At 40.5% G+C, this 25,115-nt stretch carries 24 protein-coding genes; 18 read left to right on the plus strand and 6 right to left on the minus strand.

What is annotated here, in order from left to right; genetic code table 11:
• The first annotated feature begins 1,079 nt into the window (after positions 1-1,079).
• The 6 genes from DWB64_RS17715 to DWB64_RS17740 all read left to right on the plus strand — a co-directional run bounded on the left by DWB64_RS17715 (position 1,080) and on the right by DWB64_RS17740 (position 7,024).
• Positions 1,080-2,318 carry a radical SAM/SPASM domain-containing protein gene (locus DWB64_RS17715; RefSeq protein WP_129489554.1) on the plus strand — a complete coding sequence of 413 codons (1,239 nt, stop codon included), beginning with the start codon at positions 1,080-1,082 and terminating at the stop codon, positions 2,316-2,318.
• 352 nt (positions 2,319-2,670) lie between these two features.
• A complete protein-coding gene (locus tag DWB64_RS17720; protein WP_164980483.1) occupies positions 2,671-3,561 on the plus strand; it encodes an ABC transporter ATP-binding protein in 891 nt (296 codons plus the stop codon).
• The gene (locus DWB64_RS17725; protein WP_129489556.1) at positions 3,551-4,321 is read left to right on the plus strand and encodes a hypothetical protein; all 771 of its coding nucleotides are present in this window, start codon (positions 3,551-3,553) and stop codon (positions 4,319-4,321) included. Before DWB64_RS17720 ends, DWB64_RS17725 begins: the two co-directional genes overlap by 11 nt.
• Complete coding sequence (locus DWB64_RS17730) at positions 4,321-4,947, plus strand: CPBP family intramembrane glutamic endopeptidase (RefSeq protein ID WP_129489557.1); 627 nt, start codon at positions 4,321-4,323, stop codon at positions 4,945-4,947. Before DWB64_RS17725 ends, DWB64_RS17730 begins: the two co-directional genes overlap by 1 nt.
• 11 nt (positions 4,948-4,958) lie before the next feature.
• Positions 4,959-5,396 carry a hypothetical protein gene (locus DWB64_RS17735; RefSeq protein ID WP_129489558.1) on the plus strand — a complete coding sequence of 146 codons (438 nt, stop codon included), beginning with the start codon at positions 4,959-4,961 and terminating at the stop codon, positions 5,394-5,396.
• Entirely contained in the window at positions 5,393-7,024 is a 1,632-nt protein-coding gene (locus DWB64_RS17740; protein WP_129489559.1) for an ABC transporter ATP-binding protein, read from the plus strand. The genes DWB64_RS17735 and DWB64_RS17740 overlap by 4 nt, the downstream gene beginning before the upstream one ends.
• 673 nt (positions 7,025-7,697) lie before the next feature.
• Here DWB64_RS17740 and murA read toward each other — a convergent pair.
• Together murA and DWB64_RS17750 are read right to left on the minus strand one after the other, a co-directional pair.
• Positions 7,698-8,990 (minus strand): UDP-N-acetylglucosamine 1-carboxyvinyltransferase, encoded by a 1,293-nt coding sequence (murA, locus tag DWB64_RS17745; RefSeq protein ID WP_129489560.1) that lies wholly within the window; start codon positions 8,988-8,990, stop codon positions 7,698-7,700.
• Positions 8,983-9,777, minus strand: a complete 795-nt coding sequence (locus DWB64_RS17750) for a DeoR/GlpR family DNA-binding transcription regulator (protein WP_129489561.1) — start codon at positions 9,775-9,777, stop codon at positions 8,983-8,985. The genes murA and DWB64_RS17750 overlap by 8 nt, the downstream gene beginning before the upstream one ends.
• A 446-nt stretch (positions 9,778-10,223) precedes the next feature.
• Here DWB64_RS17750 and DWB64_RS17755 point away from each other — a divergent pair, with 446 nt between their 5' ends.
• The 12 genes from DWB64_RS17755 (at position 10,224) to DWB64_RS19510 (ending at position 18,670) form a co-directional block, all read left to right on the plus strand.
• Entirely contained in the window at positions 10,224-11,021 is a 798-nt protein-coding gene (locus DWB64_RS17755) for an EFR1 family ferrodoxin (protein WP_129489562.1), read from the plus strand.
• Between the two features lie 265 nt (positions 11,022-11,286).
• Positions 11,287-11,763: a pyridoxamine 5'-phosphate oxidase family protein gene (locus DWB64_RS17760; RefSeq protein ID WP_129489563.1), complete on the plus strand. Its 477-nt coding sequence runs from the start codon at positions 11,287-11,289 to the stop codon at positions 11,761-11,763.
• Positions 11,764-12,107: 344 nt separating this feature from the next.
• The gene (locus DWB64_RS17765; RefSeq protein WP_129489564.1) at positions 12,108-13,619 is read left to right on the plus strand and encodes a DNA methylase; all 1,512 of its coding nucleotides are present in this window, start codon (positions 12,108-12,110) and stop codon (positions 13,617-13,619) included.
• Positions 13,620-13,650: 31 nt separating this feature from the next.
• On the plus strand, positions 13,651-14,076 hold the full coding sequence (locus tag DWB64_RS17770) for a hypothetical protein (RefSeq protein WP_129489565.1): 426 nt from the start codon (positions 13,651-13,653) through the stop codon (positions 14,074-14,076).
• 308 nt (positions 14,077-14,384) lie between these two features.
• A complete protein-coding gene (locus DWB64_RS17775; RefSeq protein WP_129489566.1) occupies positions 14,385-14,873 on the plus strand; it encodes an NUDIX domain-containing protein in 489 nt (162 codons plus the stop codon).
• Between the two features lie 73 nt (positions 14,874-14,946).
• Entirely contained in the window at positions 14,947-15,309 is a 363-nt protein-coding gene (locus DWB64_RS17780; protein WP_129489567.1) for an SH3 domain-containing protein, read from the plus strand.
• Between the two features lie 17 nt (positions 15,310-15,326).
• The gene (locus DWB64_RS17785; protein WP_129489568.1) at positions 15,327-15,689 is read left to right on the plus strand and encodes a hypothetical protein; all 363 of its coding nucleotides are present in this window, start codon (positions 15,327-15,329) and stop codon (positions 15,687-15,689) included.
• Positions 15,686-16,228: a hypothetical protein gene (locus tag DWB64_RS17790; RefSeq protein ID WP_129489569.1), complete on the plus strand. Its 543-nt coding sequence runs from the start codon at positions 15,686-15,688 to the stop codon at positions 16,226-16,228. Before DWB64_RS17785 ends, DWB64_RS17790 begins: the two co-directional genes overlap by 4 nt.
• 98 nt (positions 16,229-16,326) lie before the next feature.
• Positions 16,327-16,893 carry a DUF2441 domain-containing protein gene (locus tag DWB64_RS17795; RefSeq protein WP_129489570.1) on the plus strand — a complete coding sequence of 189 codons (567 nt, stop codon included), beginning with the start codon at positions 16,327-16,329 and terminating at the stop codon, positions 16,891-16,893.
• Positions 16,894-16,940: 47 nt separating this feature from the next.
• Positions 16,941-17,456: a GNAT family N-acetyltransferase gene (locus tag DWB64_RS17800; RefSeq protein ID WP_129489571.1), complete on the plus strand. Its 516-nt coding sequence runs from the start codon at positions 16,941-16,943 to the stop codon at positions 17,454-17,456.
• 210 nt (positions 17,457-17,666) lie between these two features.
• Complete coding sequence (locus tag DWB64_RS17805; RefSeq protein WP_129489572.1) at positions 17,667-18,068, plus strand: hypothetical protein; 402 nt, start codon at positions 17,667-17,669, stop codon at positions 18,066-18,068.
• Positions 18,069-18,109: 41 nt separating this feature from the next.
• Positions 18,110-18,670, plus strand: a complete 561-nt coding sequence (locus tag DWB64_RS19510) for a DUF5700 domain-containing putative Zn-dependent protease (RefSeq protein WP_243119004.1) — start codon at positions 18,110-18,112, stop codon at positions 18,668-18,670.
• A 37-nt stretch (positions 18,671-18,707) separates the two neighbouring features.
• Here DWB64_RS19510 and DWB64_RS17815 read toward each other — a convergent pair whose 3' ends face one another.
• From DWB64_RS17815 to DWB64_RS17830, 4 genes are all read right to left on the minus strand, one after another.
• Positions 18,708-19,283, minus strand: coding sequence for a peptidylprolyl isomerase (locus DWB64_RS17815; protein WP_129489574.1), 576 nt, complete (start codon positions 19,281-19,283; stop codon positions 18,708-18,710).
• Complete coding sequence (locus DWB64_RS17820) at positions 19,280-20,287, minus strand: LacI family DNA-binding transcriptional regulator (protein WP_129489575.1); 1,008 nt, start codon at positions 20,285-20,287, stop codon at positions 19,280-19,282. The genes DWB64_RS17815 and DWB64_RS17820 overlap by 4 nt, the downstream gene beginning before the upstream one ends.
• A 68-nt stretch (positions 20,288-20,355) precedes the next feature.
• A complete protein-coding gene (locus DWB64_RS17825; protein WP_129489576.1) occupies positions 20,356-22,083 on the minus strand; it encodes an amylo-alpha-1,6-glucosidase in 1,728 nt (575 codons plus the stop codon).
• Between the two features lie 4 nt (positions 22,084-22,087).
• Positions 22,088-25,075, minus strand: coding sequence for a glycoside hydrolase family 2 TIM barrel-domain containing protein (locus tag DWB64_RS17830; RefSeq protein WP_164980484.1), 2,988 nt, complete (start codon positions 25,073-25,075; stop codon positions 22,088-22,090).
• Between the last annotated feature and the right edge of the window lie 40 nt (positions 25,076-25,115).

The following is a 25,115-nucleotide window of genomic DNA, read 5'->3' on the forward strand; positions in this document are numbered from 1 at the left end:
GCCGGTAGCCAAATTCTCAATTGTTCTATTACAGATAATCTGCTTAGAAAAGCAGGTTATTTATTCTTCTCAGATTACTTGAAAACTGTAAAGGCGTAAACTTAGGAACCGCCGTATACCGGACGGTACGTACGGTGGTGTGAGAGGTCGGGGAAATTATTTAATTTCCCCTCCTACTCTATTACAATTACCTTAAATTGCACTTTCAGCAATCTTAATTTAGTAGAATGAAACAGGTAGCGTATTCAATTGCCTGTAGATGGAGAAGCCCAATGTTAGATCAAAAGAGCCTAAATGAGTCGGTATCAAAATCTAAGAAAGAATTAAAGACAACATCTCATGACGCCATTAATCACAATAATGCGACTGTAGAGACTATGCTAAAAAAAATGTAAAAATGGTTGATGGGGACATCGGTAATTCTTATGTGCATTTCAATTTCAAGGCTATTCTTTAAAAATGGATTCCCTATTAGTGTTGATTTATTGAGAGGGAGTATTGCTTTAACGTTGCTTTGGTCTATTGTGTTATTTCACACCGAAAAAAAGACAAAAAAAATCATTTCGTGCATTGGTAATCAAGGAACTCAATTATGTATGGACCATTAAGAATTCTGATTCAGAGTTAGCTTTAGAAATGAATAGTATGTATTACATCGTAAGAAGAGTTGATTAGTTATTCAATTATCACTTATTTTCTTATCAAACGAAAGGGTGGTTCTCTATCTACAAATAGTAAACGTAGATATAATTCAATGTAAATAAATTTGGATAACCACCTAAACCTTTGAGGTTGGATAAACGCCGTAACATATCAATACATCTAGTTATAGGGATTTATGACACGTCTACCAGATGAATATTAGGATTGACCAATGTGAAGTAAGTACAAAATAGAGCCCATGAGGGCTTTTTTTTTGCGATTTTGTAGATGAGAATCGCAAAAAAGATTCTTAAAATACAAATCGACGCGAACTTTCACGAAAATGATATCAAAATGATGGTTTAGGATGACTTCGGCCCATCTTTCTTTTTTTTGACTATACTAAGTACAACAAAGAGTTGCGAAAGGAGCAAGAGATGAAGCGATTGAAGTTTCATGATCAAATACGAGTGTTTAATGTTGAAGGAATCGATATGGTTGGTGACCTGCATACTGGTACTGTAATTGGTCTTGATGAAGATGGAAAGCAGTTTACAGAAAAAATGCTAGAAGGTGAAGTTGATTTCCAAGCTAGGTCTGCAATGACTGAAACGGAAAATGAACTGTTGAATGAATTTACTGAATGTGGCTTCTTTGATGATGTTAGAAGAGAAGGGATAAAAAGCGCCTATGTACATGTCACAGACAAATGTAACTTGCACTGCCTAGGTTGCTATTCATTAGTAGAGGATCGAAACAACAAAGTACAAATGCCTATCAACCAAGTTAGGCTCACACTTAATCAACTTAAAGAATGCGGCGTAAAAAGAATCATTTTTTCTGGTGGAGAGCCTTTTTTAAGAACTGACTTCTGGGAAATTTGCAAGATGGCCAAAGAAGAACTTGGCTTTGAACATGTAAGCGTAATTACAAATGGAACATTGCCCTCTAAAGCATATAAGGAGGCGATCACTTACCTTGATGAAATCGCAGTATCGATTGACGGGTTTGATGCTACATCATGGTTCATACGAGATGAGGGAATAATGCCTGCTGTGATTGAGACGATAGACTTTTTAAAATCACATGTGCCTGTTAGTTTGATTGCAACCCTTCATAGCAAGAACATAAAACACATGAAAGATTATCAGCAATTTGCGAAGGGCAAAGGCCTTTATCTCAGTTATAGCATCTTGTCAGTCTCTCCAGACGACGAGAAGTTTCAAGATTACTTATTCAGTCAGGAAGATTTTTTAAGTATCAATGAGAACATAAAGACCTTGGATTATGAAGCTGGGATGCTCGATACACCAATCGAGGCGATGAGTTTTGGTTGTAAAGGTAAATGTGGTGTTTGTTCAGATGTCATCAGCATAGGTGCAGATGGGAGCATTTATCCATGCCATATGATGCATGATGACAATCTAAGTTTAGGAAATATAACTGCTACAACGGTTCAAAAGGCCGTAGAAGCATTTGATATGGATAAGATACACATAGACAGCATCGATGATTGCAGTGCGTGTGAGTTCAAGTACCTATGCGCTGGTGGTTGTAGAGGTCGAAGTTATTATTATCATAAAGAGCTGAATCGAAAAGATGCATATTGCCCTCTTTTTAAAGCGCATTTTAGTGAACTGATGACCCACTTAAAAGAGCAAATCGGAATGAATTAGGACTTGTAATGCTAATTAGTAATCATATTTATTGAATTATGGTTATTGATATAAAAAAATAAGAAAGGGGATTGTTATGCTATTCAAGGCAAAAAAAATGACTAAGCCAGGTTGTGTAAGTGTCGGTGTCATCGTATGTATCAGCTACGGTAAAGATTGGTAGAATTAAGCGGGCGATTATTGTGAAAAAGGAGAAAAACGATGTTATTTAAAGCAAAGAAAATGACTAAACCAGGTTGTGTGAGTGTTGGTGTTATCGTATGTATCAGCTATGGCAAAGATTGGTAAGCAATTATTCAAATTGACAAATTGGGGAATCGAAAGATTCCCCAAAAAGTTTAAGGGGTATGGGATGACACTTTTACAGGTAAATAAAGTTACTAAGAAGTTTGGTTCAAAAACAGCGATAGACAATTTGTCATTTTCGGTAAAAAGCGGTGAGATAGTTGGATTGCTTGGTAGAAATGGTGCAGGCAAAACAACGATTATGAAGGGGATATGCGGTTGCTTGTCAATTGATTCCGGTTCCATAGAAATGAACGGAAAGGCAGTAGCTGATTTTCATCCATTCAACAGCATAGGGGTTCTGATTGAAGCGAGTTTCTTCGATCATTTGAACACATATGAGAATTTGAAAAGTCTGATGATTTTATCAGGTGAGATTGATAAGAGCGTCATTGATCATAGAATTGAAGAGGTATTGAAAGTTGTTGGTCTGCAGCAGCATAAGAAGAGCTATGTCGGGAGTTTCTCTTTTGGTATGAAACAACGACTAGGACTGGCACAAACCCTGCTTGGAAAGCATGATTTGCTAATGCTGGACGAACCCTTTGTAGGATTGGATCCTCCTGGCAGAAAGCTTGTAAAAGAACTGATTACTAGAAAGGCGAAAGATGACGGTGTTGGAATCTTGTTTTCAAGTCATAACATCAAGGATGTGCTCGAGATTAGCGACCGGATAGTAGTGATCGATCATGGGAAAAAAATGTACGATGGAGCATATTACAATAATCGGCACTATCGGTTTCAGGTGTCCAATATGAGTGATGAAATCGCAAAACTAGTGGAAGAAACCTGCCAAATATCCACATCGGGCAACACGATTTCAATCAGTGAATCAAGTGACAAGCTTAATGAACTGCTGGGCTTGATGATAGGTCATGATTTGAAAGTTGAGTCCATTGAAAATGTGGAGGAAAGTTTGGATAGGTATTTTGAAGAGGAGGTGGAACATGTCGATTAGCTTGATTATTCGGTCCGAACTGATGAAGCTATTTAAACGAAAGGATGTTTGGCTGATGCTTGCTATGATTGGCATTCCAATGCTATATGCCTTAGGTGCGTTCTTTAACGCAAGCTTCATTGAGTATAAGGCATCAGACAAGTCATATGCGCTACGATTTGTTATGAATATGTTTCAGTTCAATTATGGAGTGTTTATCTTCTTTTTTATCACCCTACTTGCCGGAGTGAAGACACTGGGATCAGAAATTGAAGATAAGAGTATCATGTTAAGCATACCTCGCGTAAAAAAGAGAGGAATGATTTACACTGGTAAGAATATTGCGATGTCGATAGCTGTTGTTGCAATAAATTTGATATTCGGACTAACGTGTCTTTTGCTCTACTATCTATTTTTAGTACATCGAGTCGATTTAGCGACAAAGGTTTTATATGTTGCCAAGGATTTACCTTTTGTATTGTCGAATATTATCGCAATCATATGCTTTTACCTATTGCTTGTTCAGTTTGCTAGCATGCTGAGTACGTTTTTAAAACCTATGGTTGCGAGTGTAGTAGGATTTATTACAATAGCGATTACCATGTATCTTCAGCAAATTCCAGGTGTTAAATATTTTGTACCAGGTTATTATATCTCAATGCTATCAGACGGAAACGGTCTGGAATGGTTAACTCTTATCAATTACCTGATATGCATAGGTGTATTGTCGATCATTTTTTATTCAGTTGGATACATGACATTTAGCAGAAAGGATTTGTGATGGATAGTTTGAATAAATACAGCATGGATGAGGACAAGATACTTATTGCGTGCGTGATAGCATTTGCACCGGTTCTGCTGGTGTTGATTACAGGACTGGGGCTGGCAACGATGACTGCGTCCTTGAATCTAACGAATCTCGATACACTCATTATTTGGGTATCCACGACGGTATCGATGAGTATTGTTCCGTATATGATTCTGAAAATTCACGATGGTACAACATGGAAGGAGATCGGAGTTTCGTTTGATCTCAAAGTCTACGAATGGATCATATTGGTTTTTATAATCGGATTGTGTATCATGTTATCGAATCGAATTCAAACAGGTACGGCATTTCTAATACTGGTTTTACAAACGCTTGCAGTCGCCATCAATGAGGAAGTTTGGATAAGAGGAGTTCTGATCACCCACTTAAGGAAGATGAAACTCAACAGCGTTGTGATTGTACTTGTCAGCGGAATCGTCTTCGGATTTGTAACGCACATGAACGAGCCACTGATAGATAATCTGTTATGGAGATTTCCAGGTGGGCTGCTATTAGGTTGGATTGCGATTAAAACAAATAGATTGCATTTACCGATCATGTTTCATTTTTTAAACAACATTACTAGTTTAAGTCTATAAGGAGGCATTTTATGAGAAAGAAGTTGATTTACCTTATGTTCACAGTTGTTTATGGTTTCAGTGGTACTTATTTACTACTGTCTTTTAGTGGAATGAATGCTGTATCCTATTTGACATGGATGATCTGCCCTCAGATAGTGTGTATGCTGGTCTATTGGATAGGTGCATTCTTAATGAAACCAAGCTTAAAAGTACAAAGAATGACTGTTGTAATCAATGCAGCTTTATATAGCGCATTCATTCTTTCGGTAAGTCAAATGATAAAAAGGATAGGTGGAATTGAAACGCTTATTCAAAACAGTGAGCATCTTTCAAATGGTGGAGTGCAGATATCGTTAGATCAGTCGCCAATTCTGAGTATGTTGATGATTATCACTTTTCTTTCCATCGTTCAATATGTCGTTGGTAAATTGCTATCTAAACCAAAACTGCAAAATAATCTGATATGAAAAAATCAGTAGATATCCTTAAGCTTAGCAAAATAATCAAGGCACCACGATGGATAGGCGCTGCAATCATACTAAGTTTGTGTACCGCATATTTTGCGGTTCAGTTTCCATTGGCGATTCAAAGGATTACAGAGACCATTAACCAATCTGATAGGGTAGGATTCTATTGGTCTATAGGATATGCGTTTCTAATCGTGGCCATGCAAGGATTAAGCTTCTACCTTCTGATAAAGGCACAGAATATATTTGTTAAAAAGAACATGATAGCATGTAGGAACAGGCTATATCATGCTGTGATGAGTCAGCCATATGAAACTTATATGAAAAACGATCCCGCAGACTACATATCCATGATGTTAAACGACATGCGATTACTTGAAGATGACTTTTATCATGCAATACTTGAACTAGCAGCGAAAGCAATCATGTTTGTCTTTGCTGTAATCCAGTTGGTTAGATTGAGTCCACTTTTTTTACTCGGTTTGGTGGCTATTGGAGTGATCATGTTACTCATTCCTCTACTCATTGGACCTAAGATCAGCTATAACAGAAAAAATCAAATGGATGCAATGGCTAATCATTCAAAGAATTTGAAAGAGCATTTTCAAGGGTATCTGACGATTATCCAGTTCAAGCTTTCGGGTTTATTTCTTAAGCGAATGGAGAAGAGCCATAAACAGCTTGAAGAGAGCAATTATAGATTCAAAACCCTAATTGCTAAAGTCAATACCCTATTGATGATGACTACGGTTTTACTTATTTTGACAACATTCTTAATTGGCGGCATGCTTGTGCTAAATGACGTTTTGACCATAGGTGCGTTACTTGCGGCGACTCAACTGATCATGTATATTTCTGAACCGCTTGTGAGCTTATCGCAAGCATCCAATCAGCTTAAGGCATCGGTACCGATACTTGATAAGATGACAGATTTATTTAATGCGAAGCGTGTCATGTTCAAGACCGGTCTCAATAATGAAAAAATACACTCCATTGAACTGAAAAACATGTCTTTTAGTTTTGAAAACAATAGAGAATTAAAGGTGCTTGATAATATTAACCTGATTCTTGAATATGGAAAGAAATACTTACTTAAAGGTGAAAATGGATCAGGGAAGAGCACATTCCTAAATTTGATTGCCGGTCATTTGAAACCTTCACATGGATGGATAGGCTATTTCAATCATAAAGAGCAATTATTAGAATCAACACCGGATATTGCGGTTGTTTCACAAAATACCTATCTGTTTGAAGGTACCATCTACGATAATGTAACACTCTTTGCAGATGCAAACAGAAGTAGATTCATGGAAGCGTGTAGAACATGCGGACTAGACGAGTTGTTGGAAACATTTGAAGAGAAAGAGGACTTCTACATTTTGAATAATGGCGAAAACCTCTCCGGTGGACAAAGGCAAAAAATCGCTATCGCAAGAGCCCTTTATTTTGATGCTGATATTTTGATCTTTGATGAAGCGAATTCAGCATTGGATATTGAAAGTTCAGAGCTTGTAGAAGAAGCGATATCGGCACTGACAGATAAATTATGCATTGTCGTTTCTCATAAGACAATGTGCAATCAAGCTCTATTTGACGAAGTTATTGAACTTTCAGTGAGTGCATCATAAGTTGCAATGCGATCAGTCTATACCTACTACCATCGGAAAACAGCACAATAGCCACTAAGAAGTCACCCTTGCTACTCAAACACGCAGGGGTGTTTCTTGTTGGAAAGAGCTATCTGTGCTGATTTATCAAGATAAAATTAGAGCGGTTTTAACTGCTTATTATGTTTCTGCTGGTTTCGGATAGGATAGAGTAGAAGGCTAGTTTTATACCAAGTATTTGGGGACTGATATTACATCGATAAAAGAGAAATACGGTTGTGCACTGCGCCTTGCTATGGATCTTGTGGTGGAAATTGGACTTTGCTTACGACCTGAGATTTAATAGTTCTGATGATTTCTTCCTCGTGTAATCTTCTGAAAGTAACTGATAGATTAGGAGTGATAAAGGACAGAGAAGACAAGGGTAGTAATTGTCAGTATTTAAAGTCAAAGAATGAAATTATCATGGGAAGTAAGGTTAATTTAACGCCTCTGGCATATAAGAAGATCCACATTGTTCCCTTTGATAGCCCTTTGTTATGCATTTTTTTCAGCTTCTTCTCGTTAATAAAAATCCCGAGCGACACACTAGAAAAAATACTGCTGATGTGTCGTTTTATGCTTTTAATGAGATATTTCCTCACAGACGCTCAACGACCTCGATGGCAGTCATCGAGGTCGTTGGTATGTTTGCTTAGATGAATTCTGCGTCTGCTTCAAGCTGTATGATCTTGTTCACAAAATTGACATGACCACGTAATAGATGCTCGATTCCTCCTATGTAGCTTTTATCCTTGATTGATAATGCGACAAGTATGAGTGAGACAACACTTCTGATATCGCCACCCTCGACGCGTGACCCGGTAATATGATCACCATTATGAATGAATATCTTGTTTCCATTTCTTTCAATTCGCGCTCCCATTCTTCTCAGTTCCTCAATATGCCCGAAGCGCTCTTCAAAAACGGTATCTTTTATAGTTGAAGTGCCAGGACATTTGAGTGCTAAAGAGGTACAGATTGCCTGTAAATCAGTAGCTAAACCAGGATATGGTTGTGTTTCAATATGGAATGACTTGCTTGGCTGATGTGCGTCTATATGAATGGTATCGCCTTCAATGTCCACTTGAATACCGATTGATCTTAGTAAATGGATGAGGGGTTCATTGTGTTCAGGGATACTTCCATACACGCTTCCTTTTCCGCCAGTCATCGCAAAGCACATCATTAAGGCGCCTGTTTCCAATCTATCTGGCATGATATCGTGAGTGGTGGATGTAAGTTTCCTTACGCCATTTATGACGATACGATTAGTGCCTCCACCATGAATAACTGCTCCCATTTTCCCAAGCAATGAAATGAGGTCTACGATTTCGGGTTCTCTTGCGGCATTAGTTATTGTACTTTGACCTTGTGCGGTTATCGCCATGAAAATCGCATTGATTGTCGCGCCGACGCTGGGGTAACGCAGGTGAATGTCTTTTCCGGTCAGCTGACTTGTGTCAAGTGAGGCTTTGATAAATCCTCCTTCAATTGAAATACTTGCTCCGTATGCTTCCATCACTGAAATATGAATGTCGATTGGCCGATCACCAATTTTATCGCCACCTGGTAGAGGCAGTATCACCTCTGGGAACTGTGACAGAAGGGCTCCAAGAAAAGTCGTTGACGATCGAATCTTCGATGCATACTTATCGGATATGATTGTATTAGTGATTTTTCCATATACTTTTACGGTTGTCCCTTGAACCTTATATTGCATACCCAGTTCATCCAAAATGCCTAGTGTCATTTTGATATCTGTTATTAATGGAACATTTTCTATGGTCATCCAACCTTCGTTGATAAAAGTAGCAGCAATCAGCGCATATAAGCTGGAGTTCTTAGCGCCATCTGGAGCCACTCGTCCTGATAGCGGTTTGCCTCCGTCAATCATCAGTGTTTCAGTTTCCTTATATCCAGAGACGGTCTTTTCTTGTCTAATCACATCTTGCTCCTTTGTCTTCTTCAACAATAATTAGTTCAATATCAGTTTCCTTTAGTTTTTCGATGTTTTCCTCAGTTACATCCCAGTCTGTGATTATCGTATTGAATCTTTCGATAGGATAGATATGCAGAATTGAATCCAATTCTATTTTTTCATTTGGATACAATCCGATGTTTGATTTCGCAGCATCCATGAATGCTCTTATTAACCCAACTGATGAAGGGGATTGAATGGATGCACCAAAAGTTGTGGATACAGCCGCACTTGTAATAAACGCTTTGTCGAATCGAAGGTGTTTGATCATATCGATAGCAAGCTGTTCTTTACAATGACCTTTTGAATTGAGGATGCCTCCGATCATTATGGTGGTAACATTCGTATATAATCTAAGTACATCCGCTAAGATTATTGAGTTCACAACTACGGTAAACTCAAAATTCCTGGGTAGGTTCTGTACCATGAAATAGCCTACGGACCCACCAGTGATATGTACCACATCATGTTCCTTAATCAGGCTTACCGCTTTAAGTGCAATTGCCATGTAATTAGGTTTTATATTTGTGATATCTCGGTGAGTAACAGACTCGGGGATAGAGTAGCCTCTAGGAATGGCAGGAATAGCCCCACCATGCGTGCGTTTAAGTAGGCCTTTACTTTCTAGAATACGTAAATCTCTTCTTGCTGAATCTACCGAAATGTTGAATTTGCTTTGAATGATGCTTAGAGAAATTCTTCCTTGATCCTCAATTATTTTAAGGATTTCCTGGTGTCGTTCTTCAATAAACATAAATCCTCCTCATTAACGGGAATTAACGATTGTTCATGATTTGGATTTTAACATGAAGAAACATGAATGTCAATTCCGAAAGCTGTTGAAAAAGAGACACGCAAATCAAATCGTTGAAATCAGTACCTAAAAGGTAACCAACGCGATTCCCAGAAACTACACAGATCAGGAATGGGCACTCCATATTAAGTTTACATTGGTTTCAGTAGTGTTGCTAGTTGTCCAATCTATTATAATCATAAAAAGAGAGCAGAAAAAAAATCGGTTAGGAGTAAAGAGGTGATTAATCACTGATAAGATTAAGAGCGGAATTATTAGTATGTTAAGTCCCTCTGCAAATAGAAAGTTCAAAGCATTTTATGATATAGTTAAAGTGTAAAACTGCCGAACATAGGGGGTTTTATATGAGAAGATCATAATGACAGTATGCATATGGAGGCGTAACTATGATTGCTTATTTTTCTGGAACAGGAAATTCTTTATATGTAGCCAAACAACTTGCTCATCACCTTTCTGATGAGCTTAAGTCGATTGCAGTTGAATCGATGGATTCGAAAAATGAGCGCACCTACCTCATTGGAAGTAGTGAAAAGTTGGGCATAGTGTTTCCAATTTATTCTTGGGGTGCACCGGAGATAGTGCTCAAGTGGCTGGAAACAGCCGTGTGTGAATGGGAAAGCAAACCTTATGTCTACGTGGTGATTACTTGCGGTGAAGACATAGGTGACGGCATGAGGGCTGTTGAAAAGATTTTAAGTAAGAAAAAGCTTGCCGTCGATGTTGCTTATACAATCGTTATGCCCAACAACTATATGATCATGGGCGATGTTTACGATGAAAAAACAGAGAAGCGGTTGCTGGCATCATCAGAGCTTGAGATCGCTGAATTGGCAAAGCTTTTAGAAAGCTCTACTCGGGGAGTCAGACATCTTCGAAAAGGGAAGTTGGCTTTTTTAAGGACTGCAGCCGTCAATCCGCTGTTTAATCGTTTTGCTAGAACAACGACATCTTTCAGAGTGAGTGAAGATTGCACATCTTGTGGGATTTGTAGTGAGATATGTCCAACTAAGACGATCAGTATGGTTGAAGGTAAACCAAAGTGGCATGGGGATTGTGCGCAGTGTTTGGGCTGCATCAATTATTGTCCAGTCAAAGCGATAGATTTTGGGGATAAAACCAAGAAAAAGGGACGTTACGCACATCCTAAAATCACTGTTGATGAAATGAAGTTGACGACTAAATAGTTGAATAATCGTCTAACTTTACATTAATCTTAAATATCACTTTATCGTGGTATTTTTTTTGTAGAGATTGTTAGCAAAATCATGATGAATGAAGGCTATAAAATGGTGAAGGAATGTTTTATGCAGGTGCGATAGCTCCGGATTTGATTCCTATGAGATGTCTACATTCCCTAAGTCATTTTAACTTGACACAAGAACGTATGTTCGGTATAATGTAGAAAAGTAAATTATTGAAATGTAATCATTTTACTAGGAGGAAATGAAGATGGATAGGTATAGTGAAGGATTACGATTGCTTGAAGAAAGTTGCGGTAACTCAAAAGATAATGTGATTGCTCTTGCAACGATCGCTGTGGATCCAACAGTTGATGGAAATCCTCAGCCTTTTGTACGAGAAGTAGATGCATATTATGAAGATGGTGTGTTTTATGTTACCACGTGGGGAAAATCCAATAAGATGATTCAAATAGCGAAGAGCAAAGAAGTTGGATTTGTAGTCTGTAAAGAGGGGATTTCCGGAAGCGGTATTGGCGAAAACCTTGGATGGGTTTTAGATCCGGAAATTGCTGAGTTAAGGACTAAACTTCGCAAGGCATTTAGTAATTGGTACGACCATGCAAACAATGAACAGGATGAAAACTGTGTCATTCTAGCAATCAAGATGACAAGGTGTGCAATATTCAGAGATGAAGGAGCTTTACGTTACAATTTGGATTTAGTGAATAAGAAAGAGATCGAATGATTTCCTTGCAAATTGAAGGTTGAAGTAGCCACTTGCTATCACCGATAATCATCCATTTCGTGTGAAGTGCTATTGAAAACCTAAATGGAATAGCAACTCATCAGACAAAATATAAGGGGGTGCGGAAAATGCCACCCTCTTTATTTATGTGCCTGAGTACCGAGCTACCCGCTTTATCTGAAGTTAGTGCCTGTCGCCTGATTAGCTGAGAAAATCCAAAGTCATTTAAAAGGTACTTAGAGTCTTATCTGATGATTTTTCAGTGATATAATAGACTTATAATGGAGATCAAGAACTCTGGAACTTGAATGCTGGAAGATAAATCAACCAAGTAGGTGACAACGATGAATGAGAACAATCGCATATATGTGGCAATCGATCTTAAGTCGTTTTATGCCTCTGTTGAATGCATAGAAAGAGGGTTAGATCCCTTGACGACGAATTTGGTGGTCGCAGATGCCAGCAGGTCTGAAAAGACTATTTGCCTGGCGGTTTCACCATCGCTTAAGCGCTTTGGAATTTCGGGTAGGGCCAGACTCTTTGAAGTGGTTCAAAAGGTCAAGGAAGCGAATGCGAAAAGAAGACGCTATGCGCCCAACTGGCAGTTTAATGGATCATCCTATTTTTCGGATGAACTGGAGAAGTCAGCCGACCTAGCCATCGATTACATCGCCGCGCCTCCGAGAATGGCATTTTACATGGACTATAGCACGCGTATATACAACGTATATTTAAAGCATGTCGCTCCTGAGGATATCCATGTGTATTCGATCGATGAGGTCTTTATCGATGTAACGCATTACCTGACTTCTACTCAGTTGAGTCCTCGCGAATTTGCAAAGAGACTAATCAAGGATGTGCTTGATACGGTCGGTGTTACAGCAACTGCTGGCATTGGTACAAATCTCTACTTATGCAAAGTGGCGATGGATATTGTGGCAAAACATATCCCTGCGGATCGTGACGGTGTAAGGATTGCTGAAATCGATGAGAGAAGTTACCGTGAACTCCTTTGGACCCATAAGCCTCTTACCGATTTTTGGCGTGTGGGCAGAGGATACCAGAAGAAACTGCATGACAACAGCCTCTTTACGATGGGTGACATCGCAAGGTGTTCTTTAGACAATGAGGATCTGCTGTACAAATTGTTTGGTGTGAATGCGCAGCTGCTCATCGACCATGCTTGGGGCTATGAACCTTGTACCATTGAGGATGTCAGATCCTATAAACCCTCATCGAAGAGTACGGGGGCTGGTCAAGTCCTGCACAATCCTTACCCTTATGAGAGTGCCAGGATCATCGTTCAAGAAATGACGGATCTACTGGTGCTTGATCTGGTGGAGAAAGGATTGGTGACGGATCAGATGGTCCTAACCGTAGGGTATGATATTTCAAATCTGGCAACTGCAGAGCTAAGAGACGCTTTTCATGGAGAAGTGAAAACAGATTACTATGGACGACAAGTGCCGAAACATGCCCATGGTACCGTAAACCTTAAAAAAATGACCTCTTCGACAAAATTGATTATGGATGCTGTCATGGGCTTGTTTGATGAGATAGTAGACCCTAACCTATATGTTCGCAGGGTCAACATCGTCGCGGGCCGTATCAAGGATGAAAAGAAAGCCCAGAATGAAGCTACCTATGAGCAGCTGGATATCTTTACGGACTACGAGGCTAAGATAGCCAAGGAAGAAGCAGAAGAAGAAGCCTTAAAAAAAGAAAAGAATTTGCAACATGCCATACTGGACCTTAAAAAGAAGTTTGGCAAGAATGCAGTCTTAAAAGGTATGAATTTGCAAGAGGATGCCAACACAAAAGAAAGAAACAAGCAGATTGGCGGTCATAAGGCGTAAGGGGAATATATGCACAAGAAGGTGGTAAGCGATGAACAAGAAGATAAACGACGAATTAAAAAAATATGAGGACATAATCGATCTGCCACGTCATGTATCCCCTAAACGGCCGCAAATGCCTGTAGCGGACAGAGCGGCCCAGTTCGCGCCCTTTGCTGCCGTGGTCGGTCATGAGTCCGCCATCAAGGAAGCCGCACGGCTTACCGATGAAAAAAGGGATCTGGACGAGATGGAAAAAACCATAATAAATGATCGCTTAAGAGAAATCGATGAACGGCTGCCGAATGCGGTTGAGGTTGAAATCACCTACTTTCAGACCGATGCGCTAAAGGAGGGTGGAAAGTACCTAGTAAAGCCGGGAACAGTCAAGAAGATCGATGTCTACCAAAGAGAAGTTCAACTGGTAGACGGTACTAACATACCCATTGAGGATTTGCTTCGTGTGACACTTGTGTAGCTGTATCTCTATAAGACAGCATCGCCGACAGTTTGATATGAATTGCAAATAGCTAAAACCTCTTCACAGAAACGTGAGGAGGTTTTTTAGTGGTTGTTTTTGATACACTGAGAAAGAGCCAGGAACTGAATCCGACTCAAAATTGAAACAACAGATGCCAATTCAGATTATTACGTTTATCTTAAATGGAGCTTTCGTTTGGTTTGATTTGGTAGAATGGAAATAGCTACAGGGACGAAATTTTTCAAATCGTAAATACGGGTACAGGATTTTCTACTTGTTAGTTGGTCAATCGAAGAGGAACAACCATGAAATATAATTATTGCCCGGTTTGTGGGCGTAAACTAAGTTTGAAGGTGGTAGGTGATGAAGGATTAAAACCTCATTGCTCCAAGTGTGATAAGTTCTATTTTGATAGGGTGAGACCTTGTGTGATAGCACTTGTCATGAATGAATTTGACGAAGTGGTGTTGATCAAGCAGTCCAAAGTTTCAGCAGAGCACTGGGTAGTGGTTGCAGGCTATTTAAGCGGCGGTGAGAATTTTGAAGAAGCGGTAGCTAGAGAAGTTCTAGAAGAAACAGGACAGGTGGTAAACTTTTCTACGTATTTAGGCAGTTACCCGGTTGATAAGAAGGAACTGGTAATGAGTGCTTTTCAATGCGATGTAAATAAACTGCCGTTCAATCGCTCTAAGGAAGTGGACGACATCAAATGGGTAAAATTAAATGATGCAATCAAGTTTGTTCCCCCTGAAAGTGTCGCGTTTAAACTGATTAGCAAGTTGATGCATGTCTAGTTTGTTATCACAGAGTAACACGACTGTGTTGAAGTGCTTGCAAAAGTTTACAAAAAAGGAGAGTGATTCTCTAATGAAAGTCTACAAAGTAATAAAAAATCGAAAAAGTGATTACCCGAACCCGATCATTTTAGTTAAAGGACAAGTAGTGGAATGCATTCAGGAATCCGACAAAGACAGCAGTTGGTCAGGATGGGTCATGTGCCAAACGAAAGACAACAAGGGCTGGATTCCGCATCAAATCGTTGAAGGGACAGAGGATAATGCAGTCATTATAGAAGATTACACTGCCGTAGAGTTTGATTTGGAACTTGGTGAAAGACTGGTATCGCTTAAGGAAATGAATGGGTGGATCTGGTGTTACAAAGAACAGGATTCTAAAACAAGGGCATGGGCACCGCTTGACCACTTAGAGTTATTGAAAAACTCGATTTAAATAAAAAGGAGTTCGGAGTGACCAATCTACCTGATGAAATTGATAAGCGACTTAACCTAATTGACTTCAATGAGTTATGGCCAGGATTCAAGAGATATGAGTATGCCCTTTATGATGATGAACATGTAATTCTGAATGATAAAACTATGGAAAGAGACCAGCGATTCATGGGTAATACGAGCATTTGTTATGAAGGGGAGCATACAATCTGTGGATACGATCCGATGAAAATGCAACGATTCGAAAATTGGGTTTATCACAAATCGTTTTTAGGAATCAATGATGGGGAGAGTAAAGAGTTTATCATGGGGCCTATTGTTACCGAGAGTGAAGATGAAGATTTTAGCCGAGTTTCTCGGTACTATAGGAGAAAATCATGATGAAGAAGGGGATACTAATCTTTGTAACACTCCTTGCCATTGGACTTGCCGGTTCATATCATTACTTTGAAAGTCCAATTGATAAGATGTATGTTCTACAGAATCTTAATGAAGAGGAAACGGTAAATCTACAGGTGAATGGTTTTTACTATAGGAGTTTGCTCAGAGAAGATTATCTGCTATTGAAGTTCATATGGAATGATGAAATCATTCCAGCTAAGGAATGCTTAACTATTCCATTGGGCATTGAAGGACCTATCACTGAAAGCACGCCTAAATCGGACAAAATCAGAAGCCAAGTTTATGAATTTGAGTCGATCATCAGCGGCAAATTTCTTGGTAGGTATGAAACCGGTCCCTTTGAAGAGGAGCGGTATATCGATTTTGGAATTGTTGCGCTTACAAAAGACTACAGCGAAATTTATCTATTCAATCAGAGGGGAATATTCGCATCGGGCGATTCGCAAAGTGAAGCTAAAGATATTGTAAAGGTCTTTTTTAAGGATTTTTTTAAAGAACACACCAGTGGTGATTTTTAGCTGTGTTTAGCATGGAGGAGTAAGCTTGGTAAAGTTAATAAAGGCAACTATGATGAACATAAAGGTAAGCAAGATCAATAAGAAGAAAAGGTGAAGTGATGAATACGAGATATTATCATGTTGTCACGGAAAGACCGATGGAGTTAAACCAAGTAATCGTCTTTGATCAGGCTCATCCAAATGGCGTAGCCAATAGAGTCAAACGAGTACTTGAATTAAAAGAGAATCAGCCGGAAGTAGAAGCAGACCTGCCAGCATTTGATAAAATGGTGCTTGAGAACCTAGGGCATTGGAGTAATGTGGCAAGTCGAGAGCTTATGCTTGAAAAGGTAAGGAAAGAAGATTTTAGTGAGTTTCCATCTAGAATGGCTTGTCTTTATGTTTCTGCAAGTTTGGAAGAAGCTGAAAAATGGGCGAAGCATTTTATCGAGATCGGTCGAGAAACGTTTCAAATTGTCGCCCTTGAGAACGAAGGGAACTGTTTTACTGGCGATGCGCATAACTGCTGGTATGAATGTGCTTCAGAAGAAGAAGCTAGAAAACGCGCTTTTCATTATTGGAAGGTACTTGATAATGGGAAGAACGAGGACCCTGTTTTTGAGACCATTATTGATGGGAGAATATGCGTTGTAGAAGTGATAAAAGATTTCAGAGATAATGAATAGTTTATTTGGGAGCCTAGCTCTCAGTCACAATCTATAGGAGGTTTTTTATGGATTACATCATTCGATCAGTCAAAGTTGACGATGCTCAAAACATACTGAACTATGTTCAACAAGTTGCCACCGAAAGTGATAATTTAACGTTTGGTGAAGGCGAGTTTAATATGACGCTTGAAGAGGAAGAAAAGTTCATTGAAGGGCTTATTTCGAGTGATAATGAAGTCATGTTTATCGCCGAGAAAGACGATCAAATCATCGGTCAAATACATTACAGTGGTGGCAAAAGGAATAGAACCAAGCACTATGGAGAGTTCGGAATTACGGTAAAAAATGAATGTTGGGGCAAGGGTGTTGGTAAAAGCCTCATACAAGAAATGATCAAGTGGGCAGAGGCTTCCAGGTATTGTGAGAAAATCAATCTGAAAGTGAGAGATGACAATTATAAAGCGATCACTCTCTATAGAAAGATGGGATTCAAAGTTGAGGGCCTGCTGAAAAAGGACATGAAAATCAATGGTGTGTTTGTTGACAATCTGTTTATGGGACTCGATATTAAAAAGCATTGATCAACTGGTGGATTGCTGCTTGAAAGGTCTACTGATACATGATTTTGGAGCAAATATGATAAAGTACAATCTAGGAAATCCAGAAGAAATCCATACTTTAGATAAGTTAAGAGAGAGGTTGTATCACGCTTTAGAATCGGGAAAGCAACATCGGGACAGCATGACAACTTGTAAGTGAATGGAAATCGGATTGTCGGTGAAGAGGTATAAATGAGATTAAGAAATAGTACGGTAAAAAGAATGCTAGATATCATGGAGTGTAGTCTTAATGGACAATACATGACTCTTGAGCTAGAAAAGTTGCTGAATCATGAGGATTACAGGATTCAATTTGATTTTTTTGAAAATCATCCGGCGGGAATCGCCTTTTCACCGAACGACTTCATAAAAATGTTTCATTCAATCTACAATTACTCACCTTCTCCTGGAACATCCAAGGCGTTGACTAAGAGAAGAGAGGATTTTATTCTTGCTTTTGAAAAGAATGAATGCTTAAAAGAAAGTCTGCATCTTTTAGAGAAGTTCAATGAGGAAGACTTAAAACTGGCAGTGGAGTTGGCGAATGAGGGATTGCTTTTGCCCTTCATACGGAAAACACTCAGATTATTGTAGCTATAGGTGTTGGAGTAACAGGAGCGTTCAATCAGGGCGACATTAATTTTTTTGATTTTGTTAAGACCTTCACCCAAAAGACAAAGCAAGGTTTTATTCATATTCTCGCGCATGAACTGCATCATAAAGGCTACAAGGAACAGTTTAAGATTGACTATTCCAGATACCGGGCGGTCGATAGCTTCATTCATTTCTTTTCGGGTGAAGGTTTAGCTGTTAAGTTCTGTAATAATTTTGAAGGGCATCTCACATCTAAAATGAGGTGTTGCGAACACACTTGCGTTACAGATTCATATGAGTATTATATGGAGAACTACGACGCGATCATTGCTAAGTTCCTAGCTCATCTAAAAGAAATAAGCCAGGGGATGTATTCGGCCGCAGGCTCATTAGAAGACTTGTTTGATAAGGAGTACCACTTCAGAGATGTTGAAATTGATGGAATCATCCATGAGTTTTACTTGAGAAATCCCATCTCTTATTATCTTGGCGCTGACATATGGGGACTTCTTTACGACAAGCTTGAACGAGATGAGTTCTTTGATATGCTTAAGAATCCAAGCGGCATTTATGAAAGGCTTGTTGGATTACTTGGAATGTGATACAAGTACGAGTATCGGACTTTAACAGTATCTAATTTTATTTTCTCTCATAAGCAAGTATACCTTCGGTTTTTACCGGTTCACCGATAGGTAAGCCAAAAGTCTCCAGCGTGATGTCTTTTATGATCTCGGGTCTTGTCGGTTCGTTGACGACTACACCGGGAACATCGACAGTTACAGGTGTCGTATCTACTTGCATGATTCTTTCAATTTCTTCAAAACCGCTGATTACCCTGCCAAACCCAGGATACTTGCCGTCGAGTTTTTCCATAGCATCTCCAACGACAATGTAAAAGCAGCTTCCTGAAGCAAGCGATTCTCCGTCGCCGCCCATAGCGACAGCGTACTTGGACAAGGTCAGATTATTGTCGTAGCCATTGACTCTGCTCTCGTTGTCAATGAGAAAATCGCAGGACGGGTCCTTATCAAAGGATGTATAACTTGGTTGTAAGACAAATCCAGGTACAACTCGTTTGATGGTCCTATTCTTATATGCGCCGGTGGAGGCAAGGTACATGAAGCTTGTAGCAGTATTTGGTGCAGCTTCTGGGTAAAGTTCAATCTTTATTTCTGCTCCCGACGCCATGATTATTGTAGCAATTTGATGTATCATTTTTTTACTACCACACTTTCTCGTTCAATTAGTTCGACTGCAACGCTCGATTTCACAGCAACTCTTCTTTTGTTGGACAAGCGGTCAATCAACATACGGACGGCTAGACTTCCCATGTCTTCGGAGTGAATCTTGACGGTTGTCAACGGCGGCATTGTGAATTTAGCTGTCGGAATATCGTTTATACTGATGATTGAAACATCATTTGGAACATGAATGCCCTTCTCGCTAAAAGCGCGCAAGGCTCCGATCGCCATTGAATCATTTGCGATGATATACGCGTCAGGCGTTTTGTCTTTTTCTATGTGCTTCTTAACAAGCTCGTATCCTGAATCGATGGAGAAGCTCCCAATATGGATGTGTTTTGGATCAAGTGCTCCAAACTTGTTCATGTAGCGGATGAACGTTTCCTCCCTTTGATCGATCTCAGCACTTTCAAACGCTTCTCTACCACCGAGGTATCCGATACGGCGATGTCCTTTTTCGTGCAGGTAATCGACCATACGGACAATCACTCGGTCCAAGTCTACAACAACTGAATCATAAGCGTCTTGATCTGGCGATGAATCCAAAAATAGAATGGATTCACTATAGCGCTTCAGCAGGGCTTGCTCATCTTGATTAAACGAACCAATACCTATCACACCATCAAATGCGGTGCCAAGAATGCTATAACTTCCGTTCACCTTGTATACCTTTTCAATTTCCAGTTCTTGTTCTTTCACTTCCTGGTTTATACCGAATCGGATAGACAGATAATACGGATCCTCAAACTCGGTCTTATCGGTAAAGGAACTCACAATAAGCACTTTGTACTTGATGAGTTCTTTTGATCTTTTTGAATACTTTTCCTTAAGAGGTATGTATTCTAACTCTTCGGCTGCCTCGTATATCTTTTTACGTGTTTCTTCGCGTACGCTTATCTCCTTGTCGCCATTTAGCACCCTCGAAACGGTTGCTGGAGAAACGCCGGCAAGTTCTGCTATATCTTTTATTGTAGCCACATCATCACCCTTAATCTTGTTTTCTTAATCGTAGCATCTTGATGAAAAGGCGTCAAACAGTATCGTCGCTATCGCTCGTTTTCACTCGGATAGTCATCCAGAAGTGTTAAAAATACAGATGAGGTCCATGCAAAGCAGGGATCAACCTGTCCTTTTCCTGTCTTTGGATCAAAGTTCTCAGCCATGCCGTTTTGATCGATCGTATTTACAAAGCGCTCTGCCAGCGCATATGCGTTTTTTGTTTCACCAAGATGATGAAGCATATCGATGTACATCAGCATGGTCGGTGCCCATATGGGGCCTCGCCAATAGCCGTTATCCTGATACAAGGGACTGTTCATGGCTTCTGTGGCAAGGCCGAACTCACTGTAAAATCGGCTTGAATCGGTAAGGTCGTCCAGCAAGCGTTCTTTTACCTGTATGGGGAGTCTTTCGCCGATGATCAGCGGCATAAGCGCTTGAAGGGAGTCTCCACCGGTTATTATTTTCGAAGTCGTAGCCAACTTTGCTACGAAACGATCATCATGCCATAGCTCCGCCATCATCTTCCTAAAGAGTTCATCTGCTCTTTGCTTCCAATCCTTGCTTTCTTGTGTTTTGTTTAACGTGTTGGCTAGAGTAGCTAAAAAGTCCATCTGATGCACCAGCAAAGCACAAAGGTCTGGGGTGACAACCGGTACTCCCTGACTATATAAAGTGCCGTTATCCCATCCAGACTCGTTCCCGTGGGCATAAAAGGGCATTCCTCGCTCTGTTGAACGATGATTCAACCAAAATTCTGTGAATCTGCTGAGAGTATCGTATACCGCCATCAATTTATCGGCTTCACAAAAAAGTGGATTCCTTCGCATCATGTATTGATAAGCCCAAGCGTAAATTGGTGGTTTTGCACTGCTGTAAGAAGCATATACGTCATTGACAAAATCGGGATACATGCCACTGATATGCTGATGGTCTGTAAAAAACATGAACTGATCAAATGAAAGTTCAGGTTCCTTTTTAGCCAAGAAGATCGCGCCGAAACAATTGTCCCAACTCCAGATATTCGTCATCCAGTTCTTGGACATGTACATGGCATACCTTTTTAGCAGACCTTCCGGTTGAACGAAATTCATCCAGGTTATGTAGGATGCCAAAGCCACGCTTTTTCTGTAGCGCTCATTTGGCAGATGGTGCAGGGAAGACCAGATGCAGTACTCGTTTGTCAGTCGTTCCCTTGTTTTGTCAAAGTCCTCCACCGCGCCCGGTTCGTGTTTGCTGACGACTTTGAAACTTTCTAGGACCAGGTCACAGCGGTCTTTAAGAGATATGCTTATATGCCTGTTACCGATGGATTCCCATGGTGCGTCAAGTTCAACATTGCCCTCTAGTGCTTGTATGCCGAGTCGTATTTCTTTTGAATAGCTGGTTAACTCCCATGTGGAATCATTACGGCTAAAAATTGTATCGTACCTACTTAGTACATAACTAAGCTTAACAAAGAGACCGTCGGTTTTAATTCTAATGGTGTTTTCTGTTGGAAAAATGATGTGAACAGCTCCTTGTCCAGAAAAGAGGATCAACTCGGTTTCGGTTCCGCCGATGCCACATTCGACGATAGAATCCCTGTCGTCATAAACCTCTAGCTGGAACAACCAGCCTGGGTCGAGATCGCCTCTTCTGACATCGCGGATATAAATCGGATTCTCCGCTAAGTCCCCATATTTGGATACGACGAAAAAACTTCCAAACCGGCTAAAGGGGATGTTCACTAAGTCAATGACCGGGTTGATGGCAAACGCTTTTGAATCAGTCATAAAGCTACTCCTCTGAGATGGATAAGGCCTTTATGGTGAAACTGAAGTCGAAGTTTGACAGCTTCACCTGATGCTCGGGTCGCGGCATAGGACCACAGCTGTTGCTGCCTAGTCCGTTCTGTTTATAGTCGATGTTCAGTCGTACAAAGGCTTGTTCTTTAAGTTCGTTGCAGTGTCTAGCTTGTTCAAAGTCTTCAGCTGTATAGCGATGGATACTGAAGTTAAGCGCTTGAGGATAGCTAAGCAGTAGCTCAACGTGTCCGCTTTTTATGCTTGTCCAGTCCACTTCGGAACGGTTTCCATTTTCTTGCGGGTAAGGATAATCGGTCATCATCTTATCAAGAGGGGACTCAAAATGATCCATCACTGCGTTTCGCCTGCTGTCGCAATACGTCTCACCAGGCCCCAAGCCAAACCATTCGACCTTTGAAAAATCCGCCTGGAGGTTTAGATGAACACCGACTCTGGGTAGCATTTCACGCATCTTCCTGTCAGGGTCGTGCGCTATTCCGGTTATCCGTACGGAAAGCGTGCCATCTAAAAAGAGCTGATAAGTGATGGAGGCGCGGTAATACCACTCCTGATTGGGCGCGCCGCAGATGAATCGGGTGATCACTTCAACACCGTCCTCATTTTCTTGCCATGAAAAGTCCTCCGGGTAATTCTTCATCAAATCCAAGTGGTACTTTTGCTTCCAATCCTTTATCACGTACATGTCGTTGTCGATAGGCGCTCGCCAAAAGTTAAGCTCAGGACCTTTTTCAATCAGTTCGCAAGTGTCCAGTCGGTAACCGGTCAATAAAGCCGTGACCTTATCGAAGCTAATGAGCTTACCGTCTGCTGTCAGTGACAGACTATCCAGTGTTTCCACAATGGTTATTTCTCCGTGGCAAGAAGGCTTGACCAGTTGCTTGACCGACCAAGGAAGCTCAGTTTGCTCAAAGGTGATCCGGTGACCGATTTGCAGGCCGTGTACGGATTCATGCACAATCGCTTCCACTAAAAGAAAATACCTTACGTTCGCCTGAACAGGATCTGGCCTCAAAATCGGAAGTTCAATCGCACGATTTTCTTTAGGGTGTAGTGAAAGGCAAAAAAATTCACCTGAATCAATGGACAAACCATTCGCCTTGAGCTCCCATTTGAATAGGACATGGTCTAGTGTTATTACATCGTAGTTGTTTTGAATGTTCACCATGACAGGACCGGATGAGGTGAAATTCATTTTTAACGGCTCATAGACTTTTTTCAGTTCTCCCAATGACGGTGAAGGTGTTCGATTGGGAAAAAGCAGACCGTCAAGGTTGAAGTTTGCGTTATGGGGAGCGTCGCCGTAATCGCCACCATATTTATAGAAAGTCACACCGTTTTCGTCGACGGATTTGATCCCGTGGTCGATCCATTCCCAAACAAAACCTCCATGCAACCGATCGTATTTTTCAAAAATGTTTTGATATTCTGTTAGCCCGCCTGGGCCATTGCCCATTGCATGTGCGTACTCACACAGGATATGGGGTTTAGTTAAGACGCTGTCCCGTCCTATTTCTTCTAAACGTTCGAAATTGGAGTACATGGTGGAATAGACATCCGTTACTTGAGCGGAAAAATCACCTTCGTAGTGCAAAAGCCTTGTAGGATCCAATGATTTTATTTTTTGCGCCATGGCGATGAAATTGCATCCGAAATCCGACTCATTGCCCATGGACCACATCACGACACAAGGACGGTTCTTATCCCTTTCGACCAATCGAACCGCCCTGTCGATAAAAGCGGTTTGCCATGTGATGTCATCGGTTATCCATTTGTAGGAACTCGTCAACTCAAATCCATGACATTCCAAGTCAGCCTCATCGATCACATACAGACCGTACTCGTCGCAAAGTTGATAAAAGCTTGGCATATTGGGATAGTGTGCTGTGCGTACGGCGTTGATATTATGCGCCTTCATAAGTAGAATGTCGTCTTTCATATCCTCATAACTGACGGTTCGTCCTGTCTCGCAGTGAAAGTCATGTCGATTGACACCTTTAAACAGGACCGGTCTGCCATTGATCAGAATTCTACCTGCCTTGATTTCTATTTCTCGGAATCCTACTTTTTCACTCACTCGCTCTATAAGTCGCTCGCCCTCATAGATTCCGATGGTGAGCTCATATAAGTAAGGTACTTCCGCCGACCACTTTCGAGGTGATGTCAGCCACCTGCTAAGTGTAAACTCCGCTGAATCAAGTCTGCTGCTTTCGTCAAACAGACGGTTCTTCAGGGCATCATCCAATGTTATTCTCATATTGGTGTTCTTACTTACTTCACTAAGCTCCAAATGGAGCTTCAATTCAGCATTCTCATACTTTTCGTCGAACTCAGTGGTTACTTTGAGATCCCAGATTGAAATTTTTGGCGTGATCACTAATTCGACATCCCTAAAAATTCCGCTTAACCACCACATGTCCTGATCTTCCAGATAGGTTCCGTCGCACCACTGATAAACCGACATTGCAAGCAAGTTTTCACCACTTCTGACCAGTCCGCTTAGATCAAATTCACTGGCCATTCTGCTGCCTTGGCTGTATCCTACAAACTGATCGTTAATGCATAGATGAAAACTTGAGTCAACACCGTGAAACCTTAAGACGACATGTTTATCGGTTAAATCCTCGTGCAGATCAAACCGGCTTCTATAAAGACCTGTCGGGTTGCTGGTAGGCACGTTTGGCGGCATGATGGGAAACTGATAGAAAAGATCAGTATAATGCATCTTACCGTAGCCTTCCATTTGCCAACTAGAAGGTACTTTAAGATCATTCCAGCGGGTATCGTCATAGCTGTTCAGGAAACTGTTCGGATCAATGCGTTTTGGTGAATCTAAAAATAGAAATTTCCAAGTCCCGTTCAAAGAAGTAATCTTACTTCCAAAACTGTATTCAAAATATGATCTGGAAGGCAATCTATTCCTTTCAAGAACACTGAGGTCTTTCCAATCGGTCAATAACATGATTACTCTCCTAAAATTTTTTTTATTAGTAAACCGTTTC

It is taken from the genome of Fusibacter sp. A1 (assembly GCF_004125825.1).
Taxonomy (GTDB): domain Bacteria; phylum Bacillota; class Clostridia; order Peptostreptococcales; family Acidaminobacteraceae; genus QQWI01.

Coding starts and splice junctions, on each gene's coding strand:
- DWB64_RS17725 (WP_129489556.1), top strand. CDS start 3,551: ATGTCGATTAGCTTGATTATTCGGTCCGAACTGATGAAGCTATTTAAA.
- DWB64_RS17780 (WP_129489567.1), top strand. CDS start 14,947: ATGAAAGTCTACAAAGTAATAAAAAATCGAAAAAGTGATTACCCGAAC.
- DWB64_RS17770 (WP_129489565.1), top strand. CDS start 13,651: ATGAACAAGAAGATAAACGACGAATTAAAAAAATATGAGGACATAATC.
- DWB64_RS17755 (WP_129489562.1), top strand. CDS start 10,224: ATGATTGCTTATTTTTCTGGAACAGGAAATTCTTTATATGTAGCCAAA.
- DWB64_RS17805 (WP_129489572.1), top strand. CDS start 17,667: ATGAGATTAAGAAATAGTACGGTAAAAAGAATGCTAGATATCATGGAG.
- DWB64_RS17750 (WP_129489561.1), bottom strand. CDS start 9,777: ATGTTTATTGAAGAACGACACCAGGAAATCCTTAAAATAATTGAGGAT.
- DWB64_RS17765 (WP_129489564.1), top strand. CDS start 12,108: ATGAATGAGAACAATCGCATATATGTGGCAATCGATCTTAAGTCGTTT.
- DWB64_RS17775 (WP_129489566.1), top strand. CDS start 14,385: ATGAAATATAATTATTGCCCGGTTTGTGGGCGTAAACTAAGTTTGAAG.
- DWB64_RS17720 (WP_164980483.1), top strand. CDS start 2,671: ATGACACTTTTACAGGTAAATAAAGTTACTAAGAAGTTTGGTTCAAAA.
- DWB64_RS17760 (WP_129489563.1), top strand. CDS start 11,287: ATGGATAGGTATAGTGAAGGATTACGATTGCTTGAAGAAAGTTGCGGT.
- DWB64_RS17790 (WP_129489569.1), top strand. CDS start 15,686: ATGATGAAGAAGGGGATACTAATCTTTGTAACACTCCTTGCCATTGGA.
- DWB64_RS17795 (WP_129489570.1), top strand. CDS start 16,327: ATGAATACGAGATATTATCATGTTGTCACGGAAAGACCGATGGAGTTA.
- DWB64_RS17815 (WP_129489574.1), bottom strand. CDS start 19,283: ATGATACATCAAATTGCTACAATAATCATGGCGTCGGGAGCAGAAATA.
- DWB64_RS17830 (WP_164980484.1), bottom strand. CDS start 25,075: ATGTTATTGACCGATTGGAAAGACCTCAGTGTTCTTGAAAGGAATAGA.
- DWB64_RS17800 (WP_129489571.1), top strand. CDS start 16,941: ATGGATTACATCATTCGATCAGTCAAAGTTGACGATGCTCAAAACATA.
- DWB64_RS17735 (WP_129489558.1), top strand. CDS start 4,959: ATGAGAAAGAAGTTGATTTACCTTATGTTCACAGTTGTTTATGGTTTC.
- DWB64_RS17715 (WP_129489554.1), top strand. CDS start 1,080: ATGAAGCGATTGAAGTTTCATGATCAAATACGAGTGTTTAATGTTGAA.
- DWB64_RS17730 (WP_129489557.1), top strand. CDS start 4,321: ATGGATAGTTTGAATAAATACAGCATGGATGAGGACAAGATACTTATT.
- DWB64_RS17740 (WP_129489559.1), top strand. CDS start 5,393: ATGAAAAAATCAGTAGATATCCTTAAGCTTAGCAAAATAATCAAGGCA.
- DWB64_RS17825 (WP_129489576.1), bottom strand. CDS start 22,083: ATGACTGATTCAAAAGCGTTTGCCATCAACCCGGTCATTGACTTAGTG.